Source organism: Reinekea blandensis MED297, from assembly GCF_000153185.1.
GTDB classification, from domain to species: Bacteria; Pseudomonadota; Gammaproteobacteria; order Pseudomonadales; family Natronospirillaceae; genus Reinekea; species Reinekea blandensis.
Genome location: NZ_CH724150.1, coordinates 565,332 through 588,008 on the forward strand (window position 1 = coordinate 565,332; position 22,677 = coordinate 588,008).

Annotated in this window: 19 protein-coding genes and 1 other RNA gene; 17 read left to right on the forward strand and 3 right to left on the reverse strand. The window is 53.3% G+C overall.

Annotated elements, in window-relative coordinates; translation table 11 throughout:
- Window positions 1-18 precede the first annotated feature (18 nt).
- Complete coding sequence (locus tag MED297_RS08005; RefSeq protein ID WP_008043915.1) at window positions 19-1,416, reverse strand: cryptochrome/photolyase family protein; 1,398 nt, start codon at window positions 1,414-1,416, stop codon at window positions 19-21.
- A complete protein-coding gene (locus tag MED297_RS08010) occupies window positions 1,413-2,372 on the reverse strand; it encodes a YbgA family protein (protein WP_040556750.1) in 960 nt (319 codons plus the stop codon). Before MED297_RS08010 ends, MED297_RS08005 begins: the two co-directional genes overlap by 4 nt.
- Window positions 2,373-2,578: 206 nt before the next feature.
- Here MED297_RS08010 and ffs point away from each other — a divergent pair.
- The 17 genes from ffs to MED297_RS08090 all read left to right on the forward strand — a co-directional run bounded on the left by ffs (window position 2,579) and on the right by MED297_RS08090 (window position 22,417).
- An RNA gene (gene ffs / locus MED297_RS21805) (signal recognition particle sRNA small type) lies at window positions 2,579-2,675 on the forward strand.
- A gap of 245 nt (window positions 2,676-2,920) precedes the next feature.
- Window positions 2,921-4,954 carry a DNA polymerase III subunit gamma/tau gene (gene dnaX, locus MED297_RS08015; RefSeq protein WP_008043917.1) on the forward strand — a complete coding sequence of 678 codons (2,034 nt, stop codon included), beginning with the start codon at window positions 2,921-2,923 and terminating at the stop codon, window positions 4,952-4,954.
- Between the two features lies 1 nt (window position 4,955).
- On the forward strand, window positions 4,956-5,282 hold the full coding sequence (locus tag MED297_RS08020; RefSeq protein ID WP_008043918.1) for a YbaB/EbfC family nucleoid-associated protein: 327 nt from the start codon (window positions 4,956-4,958) through the stop codon (window positions 5,280-5,282).
- A 9-nt stretch (window positions 5,283-5,291) separates the two neighbouring features.
- The gene (gene recR, locus MED297_RS08025) at window positions 5,292-5,903 is read left to right on the forward strand and encodes a recombination mediator RecR (protein ID WP_008043920.1); all 612 of its coding nucleotides are present in this window, start codon (window positions 5,292-5,294) and stop codon (window positions 5,901-5,903) included.
- Entirely contained in the window at window positions 5,896-7,038 is a 1,143-nt protein-coding gene (gene rnd / locus MED297_RS08030; RefSeq protein ID WP_008043921.1) for a ribonuclease D, read from the forward strand. Before recR ends, rnd begins: the two co-directional genes overlap by 8 nt.
- Window positions 7,028-7,321 carry a YcgL domain-containing protein gene (locus tag MED297_RS08035; RefSeq protein WP_008043922.1) on the forward strand — a complete coding sequence of 98 codons (294 nt, stop codon included), beginning with the start codon at window positions 7,028-7,030 and terminating at the stop codon, window positions 7,319-7,321. Before rnd ends, MED297_RS08035 begins: the two co-directional genes overlap by 11 nt.
- Entirely contained in the window at window positions 7,314-7,754 is a 441-nt protein-coding gene (locus tag MED297_RS08040; RefSeq protein ID WP_008043923.1) for a YcgN family cysteine cluster protein, read from the forward strand. The genes MED297_RS08035 and MED297_RS08040 overlap by 8 nt, the downstream gene beginning before the upstream one ends.
- 11 nt (window positions 7,755-7,765) lie before the next feature.
- The gene (locus MED297_RS08045) at window positions 7,766-8,152 is read left to right on the forward strand and encodes a hypothetical protein (protein WP_008043924.1); all 387 of its coding nucleotides are present in this window, start codon (window positions 7,766-7,768) and stop codon (window positions 8,150-8,152) included.
- A 160-nt stretch (window positions 8,153-8,312) separates the two neighbouring features.
- Window positions 8,313-8,978 carry a YEATS-associated helix-containing protein gene (locus MED297_RS08050; protein WP_008043925.1) on the forward strand — a complete coding sequence of 222 codons (666 nt, stop codon included), beginning with the start codon at window positions 8,313-8,315 and terminating at the stop codon, window positions 8,976-8,978.
- A 265-nt stretch (window positions 8,979-9,243) separates the two neighbouring features.
- Entirely contained in the window at window positions 9,244-11,394 is a 2,151-nt protein-coding gene (locus MED297_RS08055) for a vWA domain-containing protein (RefSeq protein ID WP_008043926.1), read from the forward strand.
- A gap of 364 nt (window positions 11,395-11,758) precedes the next feature.
- Complete coding sequence (locus MED297_RS08060) at window positions 11,759-12,562, forward strand: class II glutamine amidotransferase (RefSeq protein ID WP_008043927.1); 804 nt, start codon at window positions 11,759-11,761, stop codon at window positions 12,560-12,562.
- Between the two features lie 192 nt (window positions 12,563-12,754).
- Complete coding sequence (locus MED297_RS08065; RefSeq protein ID WP_008043928.1) at window positions 12,755-14,419, forward strand: AMP-binding protein; 1,665 nt, start codon at window positions 12,755-12,757, stop codon at window positions 14,417-14,419.
- A 142-nt stretch (window positions 14,420-14,561) separates the two neighbouring features.
- A complete protein-coding gene (locus MED297_RS08070; RefSeq protein ID WP_161599285.1) occupies window positions 14,562-16,208 on the forward strand; it encodes a cyclic peptide export ABC transporter in 1,647 nt (548 codons plus the stop codon).
- A gap of 50 nt (window positions 16,209-16,258) precedes the next feature.
- Window positions 16,259-20,158 carry an ATP-dependent RNA helicase HrpA gene (hrpA, locus tag MED297_RS08075; RefSeq protein WP_008043933.1) on the forward strand — a complete coding sequence of 1,300 codons (3,900 nt, stop codon included), beginning with the start codon at window positions 16,259-16,261 and terminating at the stop codon, window positions 20,156-20,158.
- Window positions 20,155-21,069: an alpha/beta hydrolase gene (locus tag MED297_RS08080; protein WP_008043935.1), complete on the forward strand. Its 915-nt coding sequence runs from the start codon at window positions 20,155-20,157 to the stop codon at window positions 21,067-21,069. Before hrpA ends, MED297_RS08080 begins: the two co-directional genes overlap by 4 nt.
- Window positions 21,066-21,770 carry an ABC transporter permease gene (locus tag MED297_RS08085; RefSeq protein ID WP_008043936.1) on the forward strand — a complete coding sequence of 235 codons (705 nt, stop codon included), beginning with the start codon at window positions 21,066-21,068 and terminating at the stop codon, window positions 21,768-21,770. Before MED297_RS08080 ends, MED297_RS08085 begins: the two co-directional genes overlap by 4 nt.
- On the forward strand, window positions 21,767-22,417 hold the full coding sequence (locus MED297_RS08090; protein WP_008043937.1) for an SGNH/GDSL hydrolase family protein: 651 nt from the start codon (window positions 21,767-21,769) through the stop codon (window positions 22,415-22,417). Before MED297_RS08085 ends, MED297_RS08090 begins: the two co-directional genes overlap by 4 nt.
- 47 nt (window positions 22,418-22,464) lie before the next feature.
- Here the strand turns inward: MED297_RS08090 and MED297_RS08095 are convergent.
- Window positions 22,465-22,677 (reverse strand): DUF6691 family protein (locus MED297_RS08095; protein ID WP_040556751.1); only part of this gene is annotated, 213 nt, incomplete at its 5' end.

Below are 22,677 nucleotides of genomic sequence, written 5' to 3' on the forward strand. Positions count from 1 at the left end.
TCAGTGTCCTTGTCTGCGCTAGGTTGCCGCATGACTGCCCAGCGCTTTAAATTTATCTAGCGTGTCCTGCCGAGCCTTAGAATAGTCTGTCAGCGGTTTTGGATAAGAGCTGACTGATAAAGCACGTTTGTGATCGTGTAGCAAGGCAGGCTTTACATCATTCAGTTCTGTTACAAAAGTAAGGATAAACTGGCCATTCGGATCAAAGCGCTTGCTTTGCTGATACGGATTGAAAATCCGGAAGTAAGGCACTGCATCAACCCCGGTCGACGCGACCCACTGCCATCCGCCATTGTTAGCGGCAAAGTCAAAATCAGCGAGATGTTCTGCAAACCAGGCTTCACCTTGTCGCCAGTCCTGTTGCAGAATCTTGACCAGATACATGCCGGTTACCATGCGCAACCGGTTGTGCATCCAGCCTGTTTCACGCAGTTGGCGCATGGCGGCATCAACAATCGGGACGCCCGTTTTTCCTTCCCGCCAACGTTCCAGCCAGGTTTCGTTTTTCTGCCACGGAAATGCGTCCCACTTTTCATTGTACGGTTCACCGAGACAAAGGCGGGGCGTATGGAAGAGCAGGTACTTATAAAAGTCGCGCCAGATGATTTCTGAAAAAAATGTGTCCGACGCCAGTGAAATATGGTGGCGATGCAGAGTATGAGCAACCTGACGAGAACTGGTGCAGCCAAGCGCCAATGCCGCAGACAGTTGGGAGGTGCCATTGTCGGCTGGAAAGTCACGACGGTCAGCATAGTCCCGGACTTCTTCGCAAAATGCGTCTAATCGGGTTAGTGCCTGATCTTCGGTCACGGGTAGCTGCAAAGGATTCTGCCAGTTCGGAAGGTCTTTCATTGCCAGTGGAGAGACCTTCAGGGCCGGACCCGCCTTGCGAGGTGGGAACGTTGCCAGGTGGTCGATCGAGAACTGACGTAACAGCGATTTTTTGTAAGCCGTAAATACCTTATAAACCTGACCTTGCTGAGTCAGGTGGTGTGCCGGGTCGATAAAGTACAGGTCATGATAGCGATGCAGTTCAACGCTCTTTGAAAGTTGCTGTGCAACACGGTCATCGCGGCGCAATTCATTCCATCCGGGTTCGGTGTGATAATGGATGGCTGTTATCTGATGAGATTGGCAGTAGTTCACCATCTGCTCGGCGCATTCAGTCCACCACGATACGGATAACACATCGAGTGGTATACCCAGCTTTGCAAGTTTTTGATGCAGTGCCTGCAAAGCGCTGAAGGTGGCCGCAATCTTTGCATCGCCAGCCCCATGAGATCGCCACTGTGCATCACTCCAAAAGAAAAGGGCCCGGACAGGCGTCTGTTGTTGCTTGGCACGGTTCAGTGCCTGGAACAGAGCCTCATGATCCGAAACCCGAAGGTCATTGCGAAACCAAACCAGCTGGGTCATACGACATTCTTATATTGATTAAGGTTTTCCGGGTAGGGGAACCACACACTTTGTTGCCACAGGTACTCGTTATTGTCGCTGTGAATGCGGGCGTAGTGGCGAATAAGCGACAGCGGGACGACGTAAGGCGTGGTGCCCTGCTGGTAAAGCTTGATCTGGTCAACAATCGATTGTTTTTCTTCGGTTGAAATGTGGGTCTTGAGAAAACCGAGTAAATGATAAAGGGCGTTTGCGCGTTGGCCGGTGGAGCTGACTTTTTTCAGCGCCATCATGACAGTCTGTATGTACTGCGATGCGTTGCGTTGCAGCTTTTCGCGAGTACCAAGATCGGACAGGAGTTTGCCGGAGTCTTTGTAGCCCTGATAGCTGTGCAGCATGATCAGGAACTTGTGACGTGAGTGAAACTCAATCAATGATTTTGCCGACTCAAAGGGTCGTTGCGTACGCCATTCATGGTAAAGGTAGAGCCGGGTCAAAAAGCTTTCCGCGAGCGGTGCATCGCTTAAGCGGCCAGCTTCCTCAACAGGCAGTAAAGGATTGTGCTTGATCAGCTCATTGGCAAAAATCCCCACACCATTTTTTTCCGGCACAGGCGATTGGCTGCCGTAAACCTTAACGCGCTCCATTCCGCAACTTGGTGAACCCTGCATCAGAATAAACCCATCGAGTTCAGCAATAGCTTCAGCATTCCGGGAAAAGTAGTCTTTCAATGGTTCGGTGACATCGTCTTCCTGGCGGTCTGAATCCAGCGCCAATATCTGGTCGTCGCGTTCGACCAGGCGTAATGTAGGCCGGGGTACCGGCAGTCCGATCCCGACCTCTGGACAGAATGATTTGAAGTCCGCGACCGAAGCCAGTTCAGAATTTATCCATTGATGTTTTTTGTGACCGCCGTTGAACCTTACAGGCTCACCAAGCAGGCATGCACTGATGCCGATTGAGAGTTTGTTCGTCATAGAGTTGGGCATAATCTGCAGTAGTCAGAATTTACGTTTGTATGAGTCAGAATAGTCGTTGTTGAACGAGTGTCTTGTTTGTTTTTACGGTAGCAGGTTCCGGTCGGATGATTGCCGGAAGTGATAAAAAATCCGAGATTCCCTGATTTCTACGGTTGCCTTGAGAGGCGATATATGGATAATGCGCCATCCTGTTGTGGTGGTCCTGCCGGTCCCCTCGCAACGAGAAGACGTAAACCCCGCCAGGCCCGGAAGGGAGCAACGGTAGCGTCTGTATCGTGTGCCGGGGTGTGGCTGGTGGGATCGCCTCCATTCTTCTCTCTCTTCTTTCCGTTACCCTGTTTTAAAATCTGTTCGCCAAGCCCGCGTGTTTTGCTCTCGTGGAGATTTATACCGTTATCTTCATGGTCTGGCGCGGTTTTTTACCTCGTCGGATTGCTAAGAGGTTGTTTTTAAAGCATTTTTACTCAGCCTCGGCATTCAGCACTGGCAGCAGTGGGCAATCAAAGTTAGGATAAGCGCCTTTCTTTCCGAGTAATACGAGTCTTATGTCCTATCAGGTATTGGCCAGAAAATGGCGTCCGGGAACCTTTGACGAGATGGTGGGTCAGGTGCATGTGCTGAAGGCCCTGGTCAATGCCCTTGATCAGGAGCGGTTGCACCACGCTTATCTGTTTACCGGAACCCGAGGGGTCGGCAAAACCACCATCGCACGGCTGCTCGCGAAAAGCCTGAACTGTGAGCAGGGCGTCAGTTCCAAGCCCTGTGGTCAGTGTGCGTCGTGTCGCGAAATCGCTGAAGGTCGGTTTGTGGACCTGATCGAAGTGGATGCGGCCAGCCGAACCAAGGTCGAGGACACCCGCGAGTTGCTGGAGAATGTCCAGTACGCGCCAACCCGGGGTCGTTTTAAGGTCTATCTGATCGACGAAGTGCACATGCTGTCAACCAGCAGTTTTAATGCTCTATTAAAAACGCTGGAAGAGCCACCGCCGCATGTGAAGTTCCTGCTGGCGACCACCGATCCACAAAAACTGCCGGTCACGGTCTTATCTCGCTGTCTGCAATTTAATCTTAAAAACATGAGTCGTGAGCATATTGTTCAGCATTTGAACCACATTCTGACTGTGGAGCAGGTGCCGTTCGATGAACCATCTCTTTGGGCGATCGCCGAGGGTGCTCAGGGTTCTATGCGCGATGCGTTGAGCTTGACCGACCAGGCCATCGCTTTTGGTCATGGTGCGCTGGCAGAGCAGGAAGTGGCGGCCATGCTGGGTACGGTCGACCTCAAGCGGGTTCTGAACCTGGTGCGAGCGCTCTTGCAAAAGGACGCCGACGGATTATTGGCCATGGTCAGTGAGCTGGATGAGCACACCCCGGACTACCAGACCTTGCTTACTGAGTTGATGTCGACCTTGCATCGGGTTGCCATTGCTCAGGCCGTCCCGTCGGCCATCAGTAATCATAAGGGCGATCGGGATGCCATTATGGCGCTGGCCAAAGCGGGCTATGCAGAAGATATTCAGCTGTATTACCAGATTGCCGGTAAATCGAAGGGTGAGCTGAGTTTGGCACCGAGTGAGCGTGCCGGTTTCGAAATGACGCTATTGCGTATGCTGGCGTTCAGTCAGACACCACCTTCGTCAATTGATACACTGCCACCGTTAACAACACAGGCCCCAGAAACAACACAGCCTTCAGCAGCGCCTGTGAAACCGGCCGTATCGACTCCTGAGCCCGTCTCTATACCCGCTTCTGAGGAAGTGGCGCCAGACGTTGGGCCCTCAGAAACAACCTCTGAAGCGGCGGTGCCGTCTGAGCCCGTTAACGCCGCGGAGACTCCGGTAAAAAAGACCCCAGCTGAGTCCGTAGACGCGGCCGAAGTGCTGACTCAGCCAGCCAGTCAACCGGAACCAGCGACTGTACCTGAACCTGTATCAGAACCGGAACCTGAACCTGAAATCACAGTACAGGAAGACCCACATCCGGCAGGAGCCGTGGACACAACGTCGATGCTTGAGCCGGTTGCTGAACAACCGCCGATAGAAACACCGACCGAGGAAAATCTGCTCAGTGAGCCTGACAGTGCCTCTGACCCCGAGAGTAAGGTTGTTGAAACCGAACCTCAGACCGCCGCAGAGCTCAGTGATGTCGCTACCTGGCCGGATACAGACCTCGATGCCGACCCGGTATTCTGGTGGCAGGTGACATTGCATCGACTGGGGTTGTCCGGCATGACCAAAACCCTGTTTGCGCACAGTCAATGGCGGGGCTATGAAAATGGTCAGCTGAGCCTTGTGATTTCGCCAAACTACCGCAAAATTATGAATGACAGTCACCAACAATATCTGCTGCAGGCCATTACCGATTGGCTGCCAGATTGTCAGTCGTTGACTTACGAGTTTGGTGCTGTCGATAAAACCCCACAGCTGTGGCTCGACCAGTTGGTGCAGGCCGCGAATGATCGTGCCTATCAGCACCTGAAAGCCGATGCTTTCGTTGAGACACTGATAAACGAATTTAAAGGCGAGCTCATTCAGGAGTCCGCCGTTCCTAACAACAGTCCGATTCCTTCAGGAGCTTAAAATGATGAAAGGCGGTATGGGCAATATTATGAAGCAAGCCCAGAAAATGCAGGAAGAAATGCAGAAAATGCAAGAAGAAGTCGCCAACATGGAGGTGACCGGAGAAGCCGGAGCCGGCATGGTCAGTGTGGTGATGAATGGCCGTCACGACGTGAAGAAAGTGTCGGTTGATGATTCTGTCATGAGTGAAGATAAAGACCTGCTGGAAGACCTGCTGGCAGCCGCCGTCAATGATGCGGTCCGTAAAATTGAAAGCGCCAGTCAGGAGAAAATGTCGTCCGTAACATCCGGTATGGGCCTGCCGCCCGGGATGAAACTTCCGTTTTAAGGCATTCAAATGGCATTTACCCCGGCAACTGAAAAACTGATTCAAGCGCTGCAGGCACTACCTGGTGTCGGCGTTCGTTCCGCTCAGCGCATGGCGCTGCAGTTATTAGAACGAGAACCCGAAACCGGACAGCGACTGTCGTCAGCGTTGTCCGATGCTCTGACGTTGGTACACAAGTGTCCGCAGTGCCGTACCCTGACCGAAGACGACCTCTGTGGTGTTTGCGCCAATCCGGATCGCGACGCCAGTGTCATCTGTGTGGTTGCCAGTGATGTGGATCGTGCAGGCATTGAAATGAGTGCGGCCTTTCAGGGGCGGTATTTTGTGTTGCATGGGGTCTTGTCGCCTATCGACGGAATCGGGCCGGAAACACTGGGGTTGGTTGAGTTAGTTGAGCTTGCTCGTTCTGGTGAGGTTTCCGAAATCATGCTGGCCCTGGACGATCGATTGGAGTCCGAAGCCACGGTGCACTTCATCAAAGAACAGTTCAAAGAATCAGGTCTGACGGTGACTCGGGTACCTTTTCATCAGATGAAAAGTGGGGCGCTGGATCAGGCCGACAGCCGGGTGATTGAACAAGCCTTAACACAGAAGCAAACCCTCGGATTTGAGCATGACTGATCAATTTCAATGGATTGATAATAATGCTGCCTTAGCTCAGGTCGCTGATGAATGGGCGGCTGCGTCTGTCATTGCACTCGACACTGAGTTCGTAAGAACCGATTCCTTTTACGCTCATCTCGGGCTGATTCAGGTGGGTATTGAAGATCAGGTTTGGCTGATCGATCCGCTTCAGATTAACGATTGGGCCCCTTTGGTTCGCGTGTTATCAGACCCGGCCATCGTGAAGGTGCTGCACGCTTTGTCTGAAGACGCCGAGGTCCTCGCGCATCATTTGGGTGTGGAACTGCAAAACGTTTTCGATACCCAGATTGCCGCTGGATTTCTGGGTCATCCGGTACAAATGAGCTACGCCAGACTGGTTGAAGCTATTTGCGATGTTGAGTTACCGAAAGAAGCCACCCGCAGTGATTGGTTGCAACGGCCTTTAGCTGACGAGCAGTGTTTTTACGCCGCCGCTGATGTGCTTTGGCTGTATCGCGTTTATCAGCATTGTGCAGCTCAGCTTAAAGAACAGAACCGCTACGCCTGGGTTGCCGAAGACAGCCAGCGTATGGTGAGCAATAACCGACCCGTGCCGCCTCAGTCTTATTATCAGAAGCTTCGCGGCGCCTGGAAACTTAAAGGCGAAAGGCTGCTGGTGTTGCAGCTTTTATGCGAATGGCGTGAAAACCTGGCGCGAGCTACCAACAGTAATCGCGGTCGGATTCTGCAGGATAAAGATCTTATTACCCTTGCTGAAAAAATGCCGACGAGCCGGTCAATGCTGCAAAAGCAGGTCAATATTCCGTCTCGGAAAATCCGTCTCTATGGTGACGAGCTGATTGCTATGATTGAACGCGCTCGGGATTCCCGTCGAGAAGATTGGCCGGAGCGGATCGACAGCCCATTGCCGGCCGATCAAGCTCAATTATTGAAAGACGTTCGTCAGGTGGTGAACACGGTTGCAGAGCAACTGAACTTGCCGGCAGAGATTCTGGCCCGGCGAAAATCGTTGGAAGCCTGGTTACGCAGCGGTGCGCGTACTGGTGATTATGAAGTGCCGGACATTTTCACGGGTTGGCGTCAGGAGTTTCTGGTCGACCCGATAAGTCAATGCATTCGGACACAGTGGGAAGCTACGCATGAAACGTGAAATTGTCCGGATTTATCGCTCCTCCAAACGCAGTGAAACCTATTTGTATCTGCGTAAGACGGATGCGTTTGACGACTTACCCGATGCATTGCGCGAGCTTTTCGGTCGGCCGATCCAGGTTATGGATATGCTCTTGACCGAAGATAAAACCCTGGCACGGGCCAAAGCCGCCGATGTCCTGAGAGACATCGATGACAAAGGCTTTTACCTGCAAATGCCACCGCCTAAAGAAGACTACATGCTTGATCTGCATCGGGATAAGGCTCGTTCGGATCATGGCTGATCGGGTGTTCTGGCAGAAAAAGGCGCTCTCCGAGATGACTACCGAAGAGTGGGAGTCCCTGTGCGATGGCTGTGGTAAATGTTGTCTGCAGAAGCTCGAAGACGACGAAGATGGTACCGTTTACTATACCGATGTGGTCTGCCAATACATGACTGATGAATGTCGTTGTTCGATCTACCCGAAACGACATGAAACCGTACCAAACTGCGTCTGGCTGAAGCCGGAAGATGTCGATCAGTTTTACTGGTTGCCCTCGACCTGCGCCTATCGCTTGTTAGCCGAGGGCCGGGATCTGCCGTTATGGCATCCCTTGGTCAGTGGCGATCCTCAATTGATCCACGCGGTGAATGTCTCCGTCAACCATATGGACCTGGTTCCGGATAATCAGGTGCCTGAGGAAGAATGGGAAGATCACATCATTGATAACGTTTAACTGGAAGTAGCATGATTTACGAAGAACTTTACCGTAATGCCGCCATTGTTTATTTGTTGGGTGTGCTCGGATTCTGGTTGGTCGTCTGGAAAGTCGGTACCAAAATTCGTTGGCGACCCCTGCGCTGGTGGCTGACCTGGTTGTATCTGTGCGTGGTGCTGACACCTTGGCAGGGGACTGATCCGGAAGCCTACATTGCGCCGGTCATCATCGTCGCTGCATTCGACTTTTTGGATCTTGGCTTGGCGTCTGCACTGGAACTGCTGCAGCCCATGATCATGGCCTTGGTGGTTGGGACCGTGGTGATTGTCTTCGCGGCCATTGCCCTGAGGTTGCGACAGATGAAACGAGGTCAAGCCGATCAGGCTGATCATCCGGAAGCAGCCGACGCGAGCTGATCTGCTGGGTTTGCCAACTGACGTAACAATTTGTAAGTCAACTTAAAGCGTTACTATACATTGCGCGACTAACTGGCTAGTCTTAATCCCTTCATGACACTGTGAATACGGCAAACGGCGCGCTTGCGTCCGGTTGCCACTGAAAGAGGAATGAACTTCCATGGCCAATCATATCTTTGCGCTGGTCGCTATTATGCTGATGGCGGGCGTATTCGGTGGTCTGCTGAACTATTACATGCAAGCCCAGGTGGACTCTGACAACACCAGTATGCCGCGTTCCTTGGTTGGGGGCCTGGCTGCGTCTTTTCTGGTGCCGCTCATTCTTTTCCTGGTGTCCAGCGATTTGGTTGTCGAGAGTCAGGGCAACCCCAGTGGGATGCTGATCTTTGCCGGCTTCTGCCTGATCGCCGCCTGGGCAAGCCGTTTTGCGATGACAACCGTCACCAAGCGGATCATGCAAGAATCTCAGCACGTTCGTGAACGTACCGATGAACTGTTGACTGAAATACGTTTGTTGCAACGTGAACTGGAACCTTTGCTGGAAATGGAAACCGAAAGTGACGAGGGAAATGCACCGGTGGTACTGGCGCCCGAAGACGAGCTCGACGTGACCACCGCAAATGTCCTCACCGCTCTGGGCAACGGTCGCTACATTTTCCGCAGTTTGAAAGGGCTGGCCGGTGAGACCGACTTGGATGAGCATACGTTGAATAAGACCCTGGGCATCATCGTCGCTCGAGATCTGGGTGGCAAAATCCTGAGTAAAAAAGGCACGCGCTGGTACATCACACAAAAAGGCCGGCAGCACCTCGCAGCGTCTTCGTAAGTTTTCCTTCCTTGTTCAATGCGGTCCGCCCGGGCCGCAGAAAAATCCATTTCACTGGTTTTCCCGCTTGAGACATCTCCACGTCCGCATTGATGAGGTCCTTCCTTTCATTACTTTCGCTGATTGTCAGTGAAAACCAAAAATCATCCTTCAGTTGAAGCCATGTCAGCCGATGATAGAGTGTGATAAGTCCAGATAAATCGGAAACTGAAACGTGCGGAACCTGATGCTTGTAGTTGCGAACTGTCGAAGGGCGGCATTGACTGTGTTGCTGACCATCTTGCTGCCGGCCGTGTCGGCCGATGTCAGGGTGCTTTGGGATGTCTCGCAGAGCATGGCGCAGAACGATCCGGAGAACTACCGCGAGGATGCGTTACTGCTGATGCTGGAAGCCATTCCCCAAGGCGAGCGAGCGGCTGTCTGGACGTTTGGTCAGTACGTGAACCTGTTAGTGCCGCACGACACCATTGATGCCGAATGGCGAGCGCTTGCGCGGACGCGTATCCAACAGCAGGGCGCACCGGCCACTCGCACGAATCTTGGTCGTGCCCTGGACGAAGCCGCCTACGATTTTGCCTACTCGACCTATACCGGGCCCACTCACGTGGTATTGATCACGGATGGTCAGGTTGATATCGCACCCAACGCCGATGTGAATCAGGTCGAACGGGGTCGCATCCTGAGTCAGCTGGTGCCGCGTTACAACTCGGCTAATGCGAGAATCCACACCATCGCGTTGTCGGACGATGCCGATCACGCCTTGTTGCGCCAGTTGTCAGAACAGACGGGAGGTCAGTATCTGCGCGCGAACCAGGGCGCCGATTTGTTGCCTCTGCTGACCTCGCTGGGTAACGAAGTCGCGCCTGTGTCGCAGCTTCGTGTTCGTGACAGCAGCTTTCAGGTAGATCGCGCGGTTCGCGAAGTGACCGTACTCATGTACCACTCTCAGGGGGCTGTTGGGCTAAGGTCTCCCGATGGTCAAACCAGCAGTGCACTGAACCCTGGCGATCAGCGCTGGAGGGTTGGCCGCGGCTATACTCAGGTAACCGTCAGCAATCCAATGACCGGCACCTGGCGGGTGACCGGCGATATGGAAGATCCCACCCGGTTACGTGTGCTCTCGGACATCAACATCCGTTGGCAATCACCGGATAGCACGGCGGTTGCTGAAGGCTCCAGAGTCTCGATTCGCGCGACACTGACCGACGCCGAAGGCGAGCGCCTGAGTGGCGACCTTCGAGACCTGGTGGAAGCTCAGGTTCTGGTGAACGGATCGCCGGTTGAGAGCCGGGTTCTGGAAGACCGTATCGTTGCTGATATCCGGGTTGGTGATCGCGGTCAGCAGTTAAATGTCACCGTAACCGTCAATGGCGGGACCTTTAACCGTTTGGCTGAAAGGCAGTTTCAGGTTGTGGCTCCCTATGTTTCCGAAGTGCTGATGACCGAAACCGCCTATGAGTGGCGTTTGTATCCCAATCGACGCCTGTCACCCGGAATGTCATTGGCGGTGAATGCGGAGTACACCGTGAATGAAGACGAGATGTCCGAACCCTTTGAACAGGCAGAAGCCGGTTATTGGGTCTGGGCGTTCCCTTACGATCAGCCCGATGGTGATTATCAGGTTCAATTACGCGGTTTGATGATTGATGGTGAAGGGCGTGCCTTGCCAGTCAGCGGTGAGTCGATTCAACTGACCTTGCCGATTCAGGGTGCGGCTGGCATGGCTATGACACCGGCCGTGGCGGAAACACTTGAGCCGGAATCGCCGATGTCGGCGACGGAACCGGCCGGAGATTTTGTGAAAGATCCGATGCCGGACTTTGCCGAACTGCAGGCCGACATTATCGTCAGTCAGGACGGCGATGATTGGAGCGATGAGCCGCTCGCAGAGTCTGACGGCAACGCTGAAGGCATCAATTGGTTAACCTACATCCTGTTGTCGATACCCGGTGTACTGGTGCTGGCGGGCGGTTACCTGGTTTATCGGCGATTGGAGAATCGTGCCAAACCCGCAGAAGAAGAATCTGCGCCGATTCTGGGTGGCGATGAGTTTGCCAGTCTGGATGATGTCGAGAACCTGCCGCCCGATGACGAACTCGACATTTCCCGGCTTGATGACGACTTTGAAGAAATGCCAGCCGTGGCTGAAGACGAAGGGGATCTCACCGATATGTTGGATGATTTACCAACCCCCGAGCAGACCGAAGCCCCATCGCCCGCCGTTGAAGATATGCTCGATGATCAGCCGCCGACATTGGAAGCCGAGGCCGCGCCGGACACCGGTGAAACCGACCCGGAAGAGGAGTTGTTTGACATCAGCAGTATCGATGATGATCTGGCTGATCTGGATCTGGCATTGGACGGCGATGATCCGTTTGCCGATGAAGACGATGACGAGACGGATAACCGCAGCTAACGTCATGAAACGCATGGTTTGGCACGGTAAGACGCTAGTGTCCTGAGTCAGAAGTTCGTCTGCTTTCAGCGTGCCATTCAAGCCCTCTGGCAAGGCGTGTCTGGAAGGTAATGGTTGCTCCATTGGCAAGAGACAGAACGAAGCCAGAGGGCTTGAATGACGCGCCCGCAGGGAGCTCATGGAAAGCGCTATTACGGTGTTGCTCTTCTTGAAAAGATCATAATATTTCCTGCGAAGTGCGCCTTGTACTAGACCTTTCCATGAACTCTGAAGCTCGACGAACTACTTACTCAGGACACTAGCAATCTGTCAGGGCCTGTAGTGAAATAAAGCATTGATTGAATAACAGGGTTTAGTGCCGAGCATGTGTGAATTGTTGGCGATGAGCGCCAAACTGCCCACCGATATCTCTTTCAGTTTTACCGGTTTTGTCGAGCGAAGTGGTCGGACCGGACCACACAAAGACGGGTTCGGGATCTGCTTTTATGAAGGCAAAGGGGTTCGGTTGTTTAAAGACCACCTACCGGGCTGCGAGTCACCGGTAGCGTCCTTTCTGCAAGGTTATCCCATAAAGTCGACGGCGGTCATCAGCCATATCCGGCAGGCCAATGTCGGTCAGATTTCACTGGAAAACACCCATCCGTTTCAGCGGGAAATGTGCGGACGGATCTGGACGTTTGCTCACAATGGACAAATGAAGATCGAAGACATTCCAGAGCCCCGGCATTACCGGCCTGTGGGCCAAACCGACAGTGAAAAGCTGTTCTGCTGGTTGCTCGGAGAGTTGCGCGACAGTTGCAATAACCAAGGACGCATGCGCGATCACATCGATACGCTTGAGAAGCATTGCAACAGGATCAATCAGTATGGCGTGAGTAACATCATGATGAGCGACGGTGACAGCATTTTTGTCTACTGTTCAACTAAGCTTAGCTGGATTACCCGGCGCGCGCCTTTCGGCAAAGCACATTTAACGGATGCCGACCTGACCATTGATTTCGCGGAAGTCACGACCGAAGACGATGTGGTGACGGTGATCGCCACGCAGCCGCTGACGGATGATGAGACCTGGCACCAGATGCGGCCCGGAGAAAGTCGCATCTTTGAGTTCGGGGATTGTGTCCAGACTCGATACGGGCCGGAAATTATTCATCACTCTCACTCATAAGTAGCGGTCTGCAATGGCATAATCCGCGTAAATTGTGAGCATTGTTCATGAAAGAGTTGAAGTCATGGAATTGACGCGCCACAATTGGCGCCCAAATTATCAAACGACCGTTTTAATTCGGTCGGTCAACAGATGAAGGCCCGCGGGCCAATCTTGCTGAATATACAATAACAACACTGAAAGGGAGGCCGTATGACCGAGAGCTACCGGCATGAGAATTACCCCGAAGATATGCAGGCAATCATCGACGCAGATTCCTACGAAACTGTCCTCGACCTGTTCGATGCGAAAGTTAAGCAATTCGCGGATAAGCCCGCGTTTACCTGCATGGGCAAAACCATCACTTACAAAGACCTGGACGCGCTGTCGTCTGACTTTGCTGCTTACTTGCAGAATGAGACAGACCTGAAACCAGGCGACCGTATCGCCCTGCAAATGCCCAATATTGTTCAGTTTCCAATCGCCGCCTGGGGTGCGTTACGAGCCGGGCTGGTGGTGGTCAACACCAATCCACTCTATACCGAGCGGGAACTGGAGCATCAGATGAATGACTCTGGCGCCAAAGCGATGGTGGTATACGCCGGCATGGCGGCACAGGCACTCAAAGTACAGCCTCGTACCCCGGTTGAGAAAATCATCGTCACCGAAATTGCTGACTTGCATCCGCCGCTGAAGCGGGCGCTGGTCAACACGGTCGTAAAACGTGTTAAGAAAATGGTGCCGGACTTTGATGCGTCCAAAACCGTACCGTTCCGCACTGCACTTCGTCAGGGGCAGAACTTCAGCTACCGTCCTGTTCGTACCGGTCACGATGATCCAATTGTGCTGCAATATACCGGTGGTACCACCGGCGTAGCCAAAGGGGCCATGCTGACCAACCGCAACCTGATTGCCAACATGCTGCAGTGTTATGAATACTTTAAGCTGGCACTGAAAGACGGCGAAGAAACCCTGATTACCCCGTTACCGCTATACCACATCTACGCCTTTACCGTGCATTGCATGGTCCTGATGTACACTGGTAATCAAAGCGTGTTGATCCCGAATCCGCGTGATATTCCAGGCTTCGTTAAAGAGTTGAGCAAACATCGGTTCACCGGCTTTGTTGGTCTGAACACCTTGTTTGTTGCCTTGTGTAACAACGACGATTTCAAAAAGCTCGACTTCAGCGGCCTGAAACTGACCATTTCCGGTGGTATGGCGCTGACGCATGCCGCAGCCGATACCTGGAAAGACGTTACCGGCTGCTTGATTAACGAAGGTTATGGCATGACTGAGTCTTCTCCGGTACTAAGCTTTAACCCTCCGGGTCATGCGCAACTGGGTACTATTGGTGTTCCGGCACCGAGTACCGAAGTGAAAGTCATCAACGATGATGGCGTTGCTCAGCCCATCGGAGAACCTGGCGAACTGTGCGCTCGAGGGCCGCAGGTGATGAAAGGTTATTGGAATCGCCCTCAGGACACGGCAAAAACCATCGACGAAGATGGCTGGTTGAAAACCGGTGATGTCGCTGTACTGCAGGAAGACGGTTATCTGAAGATTGTTGATCGTAAGAAAGACATGATTGTCGTATCCGGGTTTAACGTCTATCCGAACGAAATCGAAGATGTGTTGGTCGGTCATCCGAAAATCGTTGAATGCGCCGCGGTGGGCGTGCCGAGCGAAAAAACCGGTGAGGCGGTTAAAGTCTTCATTGTAACCAACGATGAAGTGTCCGATGAGGATCTGATCGCTTACTGCCGTGAACATCTGACGGCCTACAAGGTTCCGCGTCAGTTTGAACGTCGCGACGAGCTGCCCAAAACCAATGTGGGTAAGGTTCTGCGTCGCGAACTGCGAACGGAACAGGCTTGATCTGATTGCTTGCTCACCAAAGCCCTCCTGCGGAGGGCTTTTTTATGCCCGTCCGAATCTCTCTGAGTCTGTCGACTTACCTTTTTTTTCGCCGACAATTGCCAATATGAATACTTAGCCGAATGGTGTTAAAGTGGCCGGCTTGTCATCATTTGAGGGTGGTCTCTTGGCGTTGCTGTTGGCTCTGTATCGGGAAAATCGTGTATTTGTTTGTTTGGGCACCTTATTGGTGATGCTCAGTGCCGGTTCCAACATCCTTACATTAAACTTCATTAATGAAACCATCGCCTCACAAGGTGTTTTTCTTCGCCAGCATACGTTGTTGATTGTTGGGGTTCTGATGGGCGCGTTCGCCTTTGGCGCGGGTGCGCAAATGATGATGACTCAGCTTGGTTTTCGTGTCATTCATCAGATGCGTGGGCGTCTGCTGCGGCAGGTGCTGAACACAGACTACGAGTCGTTGATGACAGAAGGCAATGAAAAAGTGTATGCCGCCATCACCAAGGACATCGCTTCATTGCAGGCCGGTTTTACTCTGATCAGTTATGTTCTGTACGCCTTTACCTTAATCGTCGCGGGTGTCGCTTACATGTTCTGGATGCAACCGGTGCTGGCGTCCGTGGTCGTCTCACTTCTGGCCTTGACGACGGCGATCACGCACCGACTGTTGTTTCGGTTTAATCGCAACCTGCGCGAAGAAAGGGATCTGGAAGACGATCTGTTTCAGGGGTATAACCAGATTCTGTCCGGCCATAAAGAGCTCCTGCTGAACGAGCCGCGAGGGGACAGCCTCTGGCGTCAGGTCATGAATGGACCGGCACATCAGGCAATGCGATTGCGGATTACCGCCGATCGCTACCTGATTACCAACATTCATATGATGACGACTGTTGTACTTTTTCAGATCCTGCTGGTGTTCTGGCTGGTTTACCGTTTTGAGTTGGGATCACTGGCGCTGGCGTCTTCGTTTGCCTTAACACTGATGTTCATACGACAGCCTATCAACATGTTTCTCAATAACATCGGTCAGGTGATGATTGCCCGGGTGGCGTTAAAAAAGTTGCAGTCTTTGCAGTTGGCCGAAGTCCATCGAGAACCACTGGAGCCGCCTTTAGTCTGGCAATCGTTGGTGCTCGACGAGGTTTATTATCGCTATCCAAATGACCGTTCCGGCTTTGAGCTCGGCCCGATCAGCTTAACCATTCGCCAAGGAGAACTGGTATTTTTAGTCGGCCACAATGGCGCCGGTAAAACGACCCTGCTGCGCTTGATTCTAGGCCTATTGTCACCAACCAAAGGCTCAATCAAGGTGGACGGGCGAACATTGCAGCCAGAGCAGTTGCGTCGCTATCGTCATGGTTACTCGGCGGTGTTGGCCGACTTTCATTTGTTCGGCGAAGCGGCGGTTCAGGAAGTGGATGAAACGACCTTGTCCTACTGGCTCGACCGGTTGGCGTTATCGTCAAAAGTCACGCTGAACGATGGTGTCTTCAGTACCGTATCGCTCAGTACAGGGCAACGAAAACGACTGGCCATGGTCTCGGCCATTGCCGAAGGGCGGAAAATCATGGTTCTGGATGAATGGGCTGCCGATCAGGACCCGTCGTTTCGGGAGTTGTTTTATCGAGAACTCTTGCCGGAGTTAAAAGCGTTAGGCTACACCCTTCTGGTCGTCAGCCACGATGATCGTTACTACGATGTGGCCGATCGCCTGATTTCCATGGAGCAGGGGCACCTTGAGGTTTCCCGGTCTGAGTTCGCAGGCTCCGGAGTCGGGGATTTCAAATAACCCCGGTCCCGCCTATAATCGCGGCACTTTCATAAAATACTGTTGGATTCATGTCGTCATCGGTCAATCCCGCCGACGTTCTGGCACAGCTGGATCAGTGTCTGGTTAAAGATCGTCATTTTCTGAAAACCCGTTGTCATAAGGCACAAGCCCTGCAACGGGATGGCAAAGAAGCCAGTAAGTTACTGTCAACCATTACGCATGTCTTTGAGAAGTCCAAAGCGGCTGTAACTGCGCGTGATCGGGCATTGCCTGAGGTGACACTGGCAGACGACCTGCCGGTGTCTGAACATGGCGAGGCCATTCGAGCCGCTATCCGTGATCATCAGGTTGTAGTCGTGGCCGGTGAGACCGGGTCCGGTAAAACGACACAGATCCCTAAGCTCTGCCTGATGGAAGGGCGCGGTCGTGCCGGCATGATCGGTCATACGCAGCCACGACGATTGGCCGCCCGGTCGGTCGCAAGCCGGATTGCTGATGAACTCAAAACCCCGCTCGGACAAACGGTCGGGTTTCAGGTGCGATTCACCGATCAGTCATCCGACAGCACCGCGATCAAGTTAATGACCGATGGTATTCTGCTGAATGAAATTCAGCATGATGCCTTTTTGAGTCGTTACGACACCATCATCATCGACGAAGCACACGAACGCAGCCTGAACATTGATTTCCTGTTGGGCTATCTGAAGCGGCTGTTACCCAAACGCCCGGATCTTAAAGTCATCATTACTTCGGCCACCATCGATGTGGATCGTTTCTCCGCCCATTTTGACAACGCACCGGTCATTGAAGTCAGTGGCCGATCGTATCCCGTGGATGTGTTGTATCGTCCGATGTCTAAAGAGGAAGAGGATTATTCCGCCGACTTACCCGGTGCCATTCTCGACGCGGTGAATGAGATCGAACAACTCGAACGCCGGGGTGAGACGCACAGCAAAGGTGGCGATATTCTGGTGTTTCTGCCGGGTGAGCGGGAAATCCGTGAGGCGTTTAATACGCTGAAACAGGCTAACTTGCGCGGTACCGAATTGCTGCCGCTCTATGCGCGATTGAGTGCTTCTGAACAGCAACGTATCTTTGCCGGACACAGTGGTCGACGCATCGTGCTGTCAACGAACGTGGCGGAAACTTCACTGACGGTGCCGGGCATTCATTATGTGATTGACAGTGGTCTCGCCCGGATCAGCCGCTACAGTTATCGGTCAAAAATTCAGCGCTTGCCGATTGAACCGGTTGCTCAGGCGTCGGCGAATCAGCGCGCCGGTCGCTGTGGACGTATCGCGCCGGGTTTGTGCATCCGGCTCTATGATGAAGACGATTTTATCAGTCGCGATGAGTTTACCGACCCGGAAATTCTGCGAACTAATCTGGCCTCAGTCATTCTTCAGATGCTGCACATGCGTCTGGGTAAGATCGACGATTTCCCGTTTGTCGAACCACCCGATACGCGGATGATTCGTGACGGCTATACACTGTTAAACGAGTTGGCGGCGGTAAATGATCGGGGCAATCTGACGCCGGTGGGTAAAGAACTGGCGCGCCTACCCGTGGACCCTCGCATCGGTCGCATGATCATCGCTGCGAATCGCCACAAAGCCCTTCATGAAGTCTTGATCATCGCCAGCGCGCTTTCCGTACCCGATCCACGTGAACGGCCTCAGGATAAACAACAGGCTGCGGCCGAAAAACACGCGCAGGATAAAGACAAAGAATCCGATTTTATGGCGTTCTTTAATCTCTGGCAGCGCTATGAAGAGCAGCGTCAGGAACTGACGCAGAACAAACTGCGTAAATATTGTAAAACCGAGTTCCTGAACTATCTGCGGATGCGTGAATGGCGCGACATTCATCGTCAGTTGCATCTGATGTGTCAGGAACTGGGTTTTAAGGAAAACAAAGAACCCGCCGGATATGAAGATATTCATAAGTCGCTCATGGCCGGCTTGCTCAGCCACATTGCGGCTCACAAAGAAGAGCGGACCTATACCGCAGCGCGAGGCAAAAGCTGTGTGATACATCCATCATCGGTGTTTCGTCGTCGCGGACCAAAATGGTTTGTCGCTGCTGAACTCGTCGAAACCACAGCCGTGTTTGCCCGAACGGTGGCGAAGATAGAACCTGCTTGGGTCGAACCGCTGGCGATGCACTTGGTGAAGCGCAATTACTCTGAACCGCATTATGAGAAAAAGCGGGGTCAGGTAGTCGCCCAGGAAACGGTACTGCTCTATGGTCTGCCGATTGTTGCCAATCGAACGGTTAACTTCGGCCGTATCGACGAAGCCCTGTCGCGTGAGATTTTCATTCGCCGCGCGCTGGTGGAAGGCGAGCTGGTGACCAAGGCTGGTTTTTTTGCGCACAACCAGGGGCTGCTGGATGATGTACTCGAGCTGGAAGACAAAGCACGACGCAAAGACATTCTGGTCGATGAAGAAACGCTTTTTGCCTTCTACGATGAAAAAATTCCATCAGACATCGTTAACAGCAAAGGCTTCCATGCCTGGTTGAAGAAACAACCGGATGATCTGTTACATTTCGATCCCGACGCGCTGAAATCCGATCGTGCCAGTGAGGTTGGCGCTCAGGCGTATCCGGACTCCTTTGAGACCAATGGCATGGTGTTGCCACTGAGCTACCGTTTTGAGCCGGGTCACGATGCCGATGGCGTGACGTTAAAGGTACCGGCTGCGGCGCTCTCCCAACTGCCGGAAGGGCGCTTACAGTGGCTGGTGCCGGGTCTGCTAAAAGAGAAAATCACTGCATTGCTGAAAGGCTTGCCGAAAGCCTACCGGAAAAACTTTGTTCCGGTGCCGAACTACGTCGACAGCCTGCTCGAAGCTCTGGTGCCGAGTGATACACCCTTGCACAAAGCCATTGGTGAAAAACTCTTCCGTATGACCGGTATACGGGTACCGGAAGATGAATGGCCGCTGGATCGTATCGACTCGCATCTGCAACTGCGTTACGAAGTGGTCGATGACCACGGCAAGGTGGTCGCCACCGGGCGTCACCTGGAATCGTTGTTACAGCCAGCGAATAAAACCGCACAGCAGCAAGCAAAACAAACACAGAAAAAAGCCGAAAAAACCAGCAGCGACACGCGCTGGAGCTTTGGTGAACTCCCTGAGTTTGAACACCGCATGCAGGCAGGGATTCAAGTCCGTATGTATCCGGCACTGGTCGATAAGGTGAACGCGGTGTCCCGCGAATCCTTTACCGGTGAGGCCTGGGCGTTAGAGCAACATGCCCGGGGTCTGTGGCGACTGGCGTCTTTTTATTGGCACGACCAGGTTCAGTATCTGGGTAAGCGCTTTCCGGCCTTTAAAGAAAGTGCCTTGCTGTTTGCGCCCTATGGCAAAGCCGAAGACCTTCGTCAGGATCTGATTTGGGCGACTTTGCGTCGAACCTTACCCGTTGAAGGGCATGGGCCGCGCTCAGAGTCTGAGTTTGAGCAATGGTTAGAACGTCATCGTGCGGAGTTTGTTGAGCAAGGGGAGGTGCTGGCACGGCTGACTCACGCTATCCTGCTGGCGCACCACACCGTGCGTAAGCAACTTAAAGGTAAAGTCTCGTTCACCACGGCGTTCATGTACGCCGACGTCGCAGCCCAATTGGACCAGCTGGTCTATCCCGGGTTTCTCAGCGCAACGCCGGATCGTTGGCTCAGTGAGTTACCGCGCTATCTGGAGGCGGCTGATAAACGTTTGAATCGAACCTCCGGTATTCCGGCGTCTGAAAACATGTTGGTGGACGAATTGCAGGATTTCTGGCAACGTTTCTCCAACCGTTCGGCTTTACTGCATGAAACTCAGCAGACCTCTGAGGAACTGACTGAGTTCCGGTGGATGCTCGAAGAATACCGGGTTTCTCTGTTTGCGCAGACACTCGGAACACGTTTCCCGGTGTCGGCGAAACGTCTCGAAAAACAATGGCAAAAGGTTATTGCTGAATGAACCCCACAATCCGAGAAGAACGACTGAAAGTAGCGACGGTTCATGGTGGTCAGATTTTCCTGCGGCATTTGCAGCAAAAAGAGACCCATGCGGCCGTGTTAATGCTGCACGGTTTGGGGTCCAACGGAGATGCCTTCATCAAGGAAGGGCACGGTTTAGCGAACTACCTCAGTGAAATGGGGTTTTCCTGCTACGTTCCCGATCTGATCGCGCACGGACACAGTTGGCCGCACATGAGTCGCCATCTGGAACATGGTGTTCACGATCTGATCAACAGTGATATACCAAGAATTGTCGAAGAAATCAGCCGCAAGCTTGATGGCAAACCGCTTTTCCTGATCGGGCAGGGGTTTGGCTCTGTGCTATTATTGTCTGCCTACGCGCGGTCAGAGGAGATGCAGACGCTGAGCCAGGGCTTTGTGCATTTCAATGCCCGACGCAGTGTGACCATCAGTGGGGTTCGGCATAACGCGCTGTCCAGACTGCTTTGGCGACAGGTAATGCCGGTGCTCGGAGCGGTTCGGGGGGATGTTCCCATGCACTGGTCCCGACACGGTAATCAGCCTGAGCTGATGAGTTGGTACCGGACTTTCCTGAATTGGTCCGAAGGCAGCTGGCAAGATGAACAGGATCAGTTTAATTACAGCGCGGCTCTGCGAGAGCTGAGTTTGCCGCCGAGCCTTTACTTTGCCACACGCAGCCAAGGCTATCTGACGCACGTTGCCGACGTTCGCGAGTTCATGCGTGAGTTAGGCACGCACAACGGACGCATGCTGATTCTAGCCAAAGGCGATGGCAATTTGCGCAACTACCATTCGCAATCGATGCTGCAGCACGACGACGCCTGGGTCGATCATTTTCCGGTGGTGCTCGACTGGCTGAATGAACGCATCCGGCAGCTACGTGCATGATTGTCCTGGGCCTCGGTGATGTTGCGCTGTCGCTGTTGCCATTGTCTGTCGCGCTTATTCTATATGGCCTGAGTGTTCGGGATTGGCGCTCCATCGGCTGGGCAACCCTGCGGATGGTGGTGCAACTACTGACCATCGGTTTTGTACTCACGGCCATATTCGACGTTGATCAACCGCTGTGGATTCTTCTGGTCATGCTCATCATGTCGTTGGGTGCCGGCTGGATTGCCACGCGGCCCATCGCCCGGTTAGATGTTCTCAAATGGCCCGTCTTTGTGGCGGTGTTTGCCTCGGGCAGTCTGTTACTCATCTGGATCATCGGCGTCGTGATTCGCCCAGACCCCTGGTTTCGACCGGCCATCGTCATTCCGATCACCGGCATGGTGATGGCGAATACTATGAATGCCGTCAGTCAAAGCGCTGAGCGACTCTGGTCAGAGCGGGCACAGGGTAATGACTGGGCTCAGGCGGTCGAAAAATCGATGACCGCCGCCATGATTCCACAAATCAATTCTTTTATGGCCGTCGGACTGGTGTCGTTGCCTGGCATGATGACGGGGCAGATCCTCTCGGGTGTCTCGCCGTTGATTGCCGTGCGGTATCAGATTGTGATCATGGCCATGATTCTGTCGACGGCCGCCATCGGTTCTTACCTGTATCTGCAACTGCAGCGTCGGCTGTCAGCAACGGAGGTTTCGTGAGTCATTGGATCTTTCTCGGTGATTCGGTCACCGACTGCCAACGTAAACGGGCTCGTCGTTATCAAGGGCAGCCCGAAGCACTGGGGCAGGGGTGGGTCCGCTATGTTGCCAACAAACTCGCAGCGAACGGCCAGGCCGTTGACGTTTGGAACCGGGGCTACAGCGGTGCGATGACGCAAGAGTTGATGCAACAGGTAGACTGGTGGCCCGACCAGGAAGGTGAGCCGATCACCGCTGACTTAGTCTCGTTGATGATTGGCATTAATGATATCTGGCACCCGTTCTGGAAAGGAACGGGTCATGCCATCGATGACTCGCTGAAGGCCTACGAACGGCTGATCGGCGAACTGAAAAACCGTACTCGACGGCTCGTTTTGGTTGAACCCGTCGCCTTGCCCTGTGGTGAGGTCACTCAGGACTGGAGGGCTCCATTGAATGAGCTTACCGCCGGACAACAAAAACTGGCCGACGCTGCAGGGTGTTTGTGGGTGCCGATGCAGGAGGCATTGATGCACGATGCTCGCGGACACAATGCCGAGTATCTGCACGACGGTGTTCACCCGACCGATCTCGGGCATCGGTGGCTGTCGATTCGATGGTTAAGGGCGTTAGAAAACGCTGGTTATCTGTCGGAATCGCACCCATAAAAAAAGCCCCGCAAGTTGCGGGGCTTTTCAGTCATCAGAAGCGATGGTTAGCCAACACAGGCTTCATCGGCCTTGTGTTTGAGATGACGGGCTTCTTCAATTTTTGCCAGCGTCCATTTTGTGGCAAAGGTACCGACCACATAGGCGGCCACCACGGTAACAATGCTCATGTCTGCGAAGCTCAGGGAGGTAATCATCGGTCCCGGACAGTAACCGGCCAGGCCCCAGCCGATACCGAACAGAACCCCGCCACCCACAAT

Bases quoted from the DNA above. Each gene is read 5' to 3' on its own strand.
- MED297_RS08005 (WP_008043915.1), bottom strand. From the start codon at position 1,416: ATGACCCAGCTGGTTTGGTTTCGCAATGACCTTCGGGTTTCGGATCAT.
- MED297_RS08010 (WP_040556750.1), bottom strand. From the start codon at position 2,372: ATGACGAACAAACTCTCAATCGGCATCAGTGCATGCCTGCTTGGTGAG.
- dnaX (WP_008043917.1), top strand. From the start codon at position 2,921: ATGTCCTATCAGGTATTGGCCAGAAAATGGCGTCCGGGAACCTTTGAC.
- MED297_RS08020 (WP_008043918.1), top strand. From the start codon at position 4,956: ATGATGAAAGGCGGTATGGGCAATATTATGAAGCAAGCCCAGAAAATG.
- recR (WP_008043920.1), top strand. From the start codon at position 5,292: ATGGCATTTACCCCGGCAACTGAAAAACTGATTCAAGCGCTGCAGGCA.
- rnd (WP_008043921.1), top strand. From the start codon at position 5,896: ATGACTGATCAATTTCAATGGATTGATAATAATGCTGCCTTAGCTCAG.
- MED297_RS08035 (WP_008043922.1), top strand. From the start codon at position 7,028: ATGAAACGTGAAATTGTCCGGATTTATCGCTCCTCCAAACGCAGTGAA.
- MED297_RS08040 (WP_008043923.1), top strand. From the start codon at position 7,314: ATGGCTGATCGGGTGTTCTGGCAGAAAAAGGCGCTCTCCGAGATGACT.
- MED297_RS08045 (WP_008043924.1), top strand. From the start codon at position 7,766: ATGATTTACGAAGAACTTTACCGTAATGCCGCCATTGTTTATTTGTTG.
- MED297_RS08050 (WP_008043925.1), top strand. From the start codon at position 8,313: ATGGCCAATCATATCTTTGCGCTGGTCGCTATTATGCTGATGGCGGGC.
- MED297_RS08060 (WP_008043927.1), top strand. From the start codon at position 11,759: ATGTGTGAATTGTTGGCGATGAGCGCCAAACTGCCCACCGATATCTCT.
- MED297_RS08065 (WP_008043928.1), top strand. From the start codon at position 12,755: ATGACCGAGAGCTACCGGCATGAGAATTACCCCGAAGATATGCAGGCA.
- hrpA (WP_008043933.1), top strand. From the start codon at position 16,259: ATGTCGTCATCGGTCAATCCCGCCGACGTTCTGGCACAGCTGGATCAG.
- MED297_RS08080 (WP_008043935.1), top strand. From the start codon at position 20,155: ATGAACCCCACAATCCGAGAAGAACGACTGAAAGTAGCGACGGTTCAT.
- MED297_RS08085 (WP_008043936.1), top strand. From the start codon at position 21,066: ATGATTGTCCTGGGCCTCGGTGATGTTGCGCTGTCGCTGTTGCCATTG.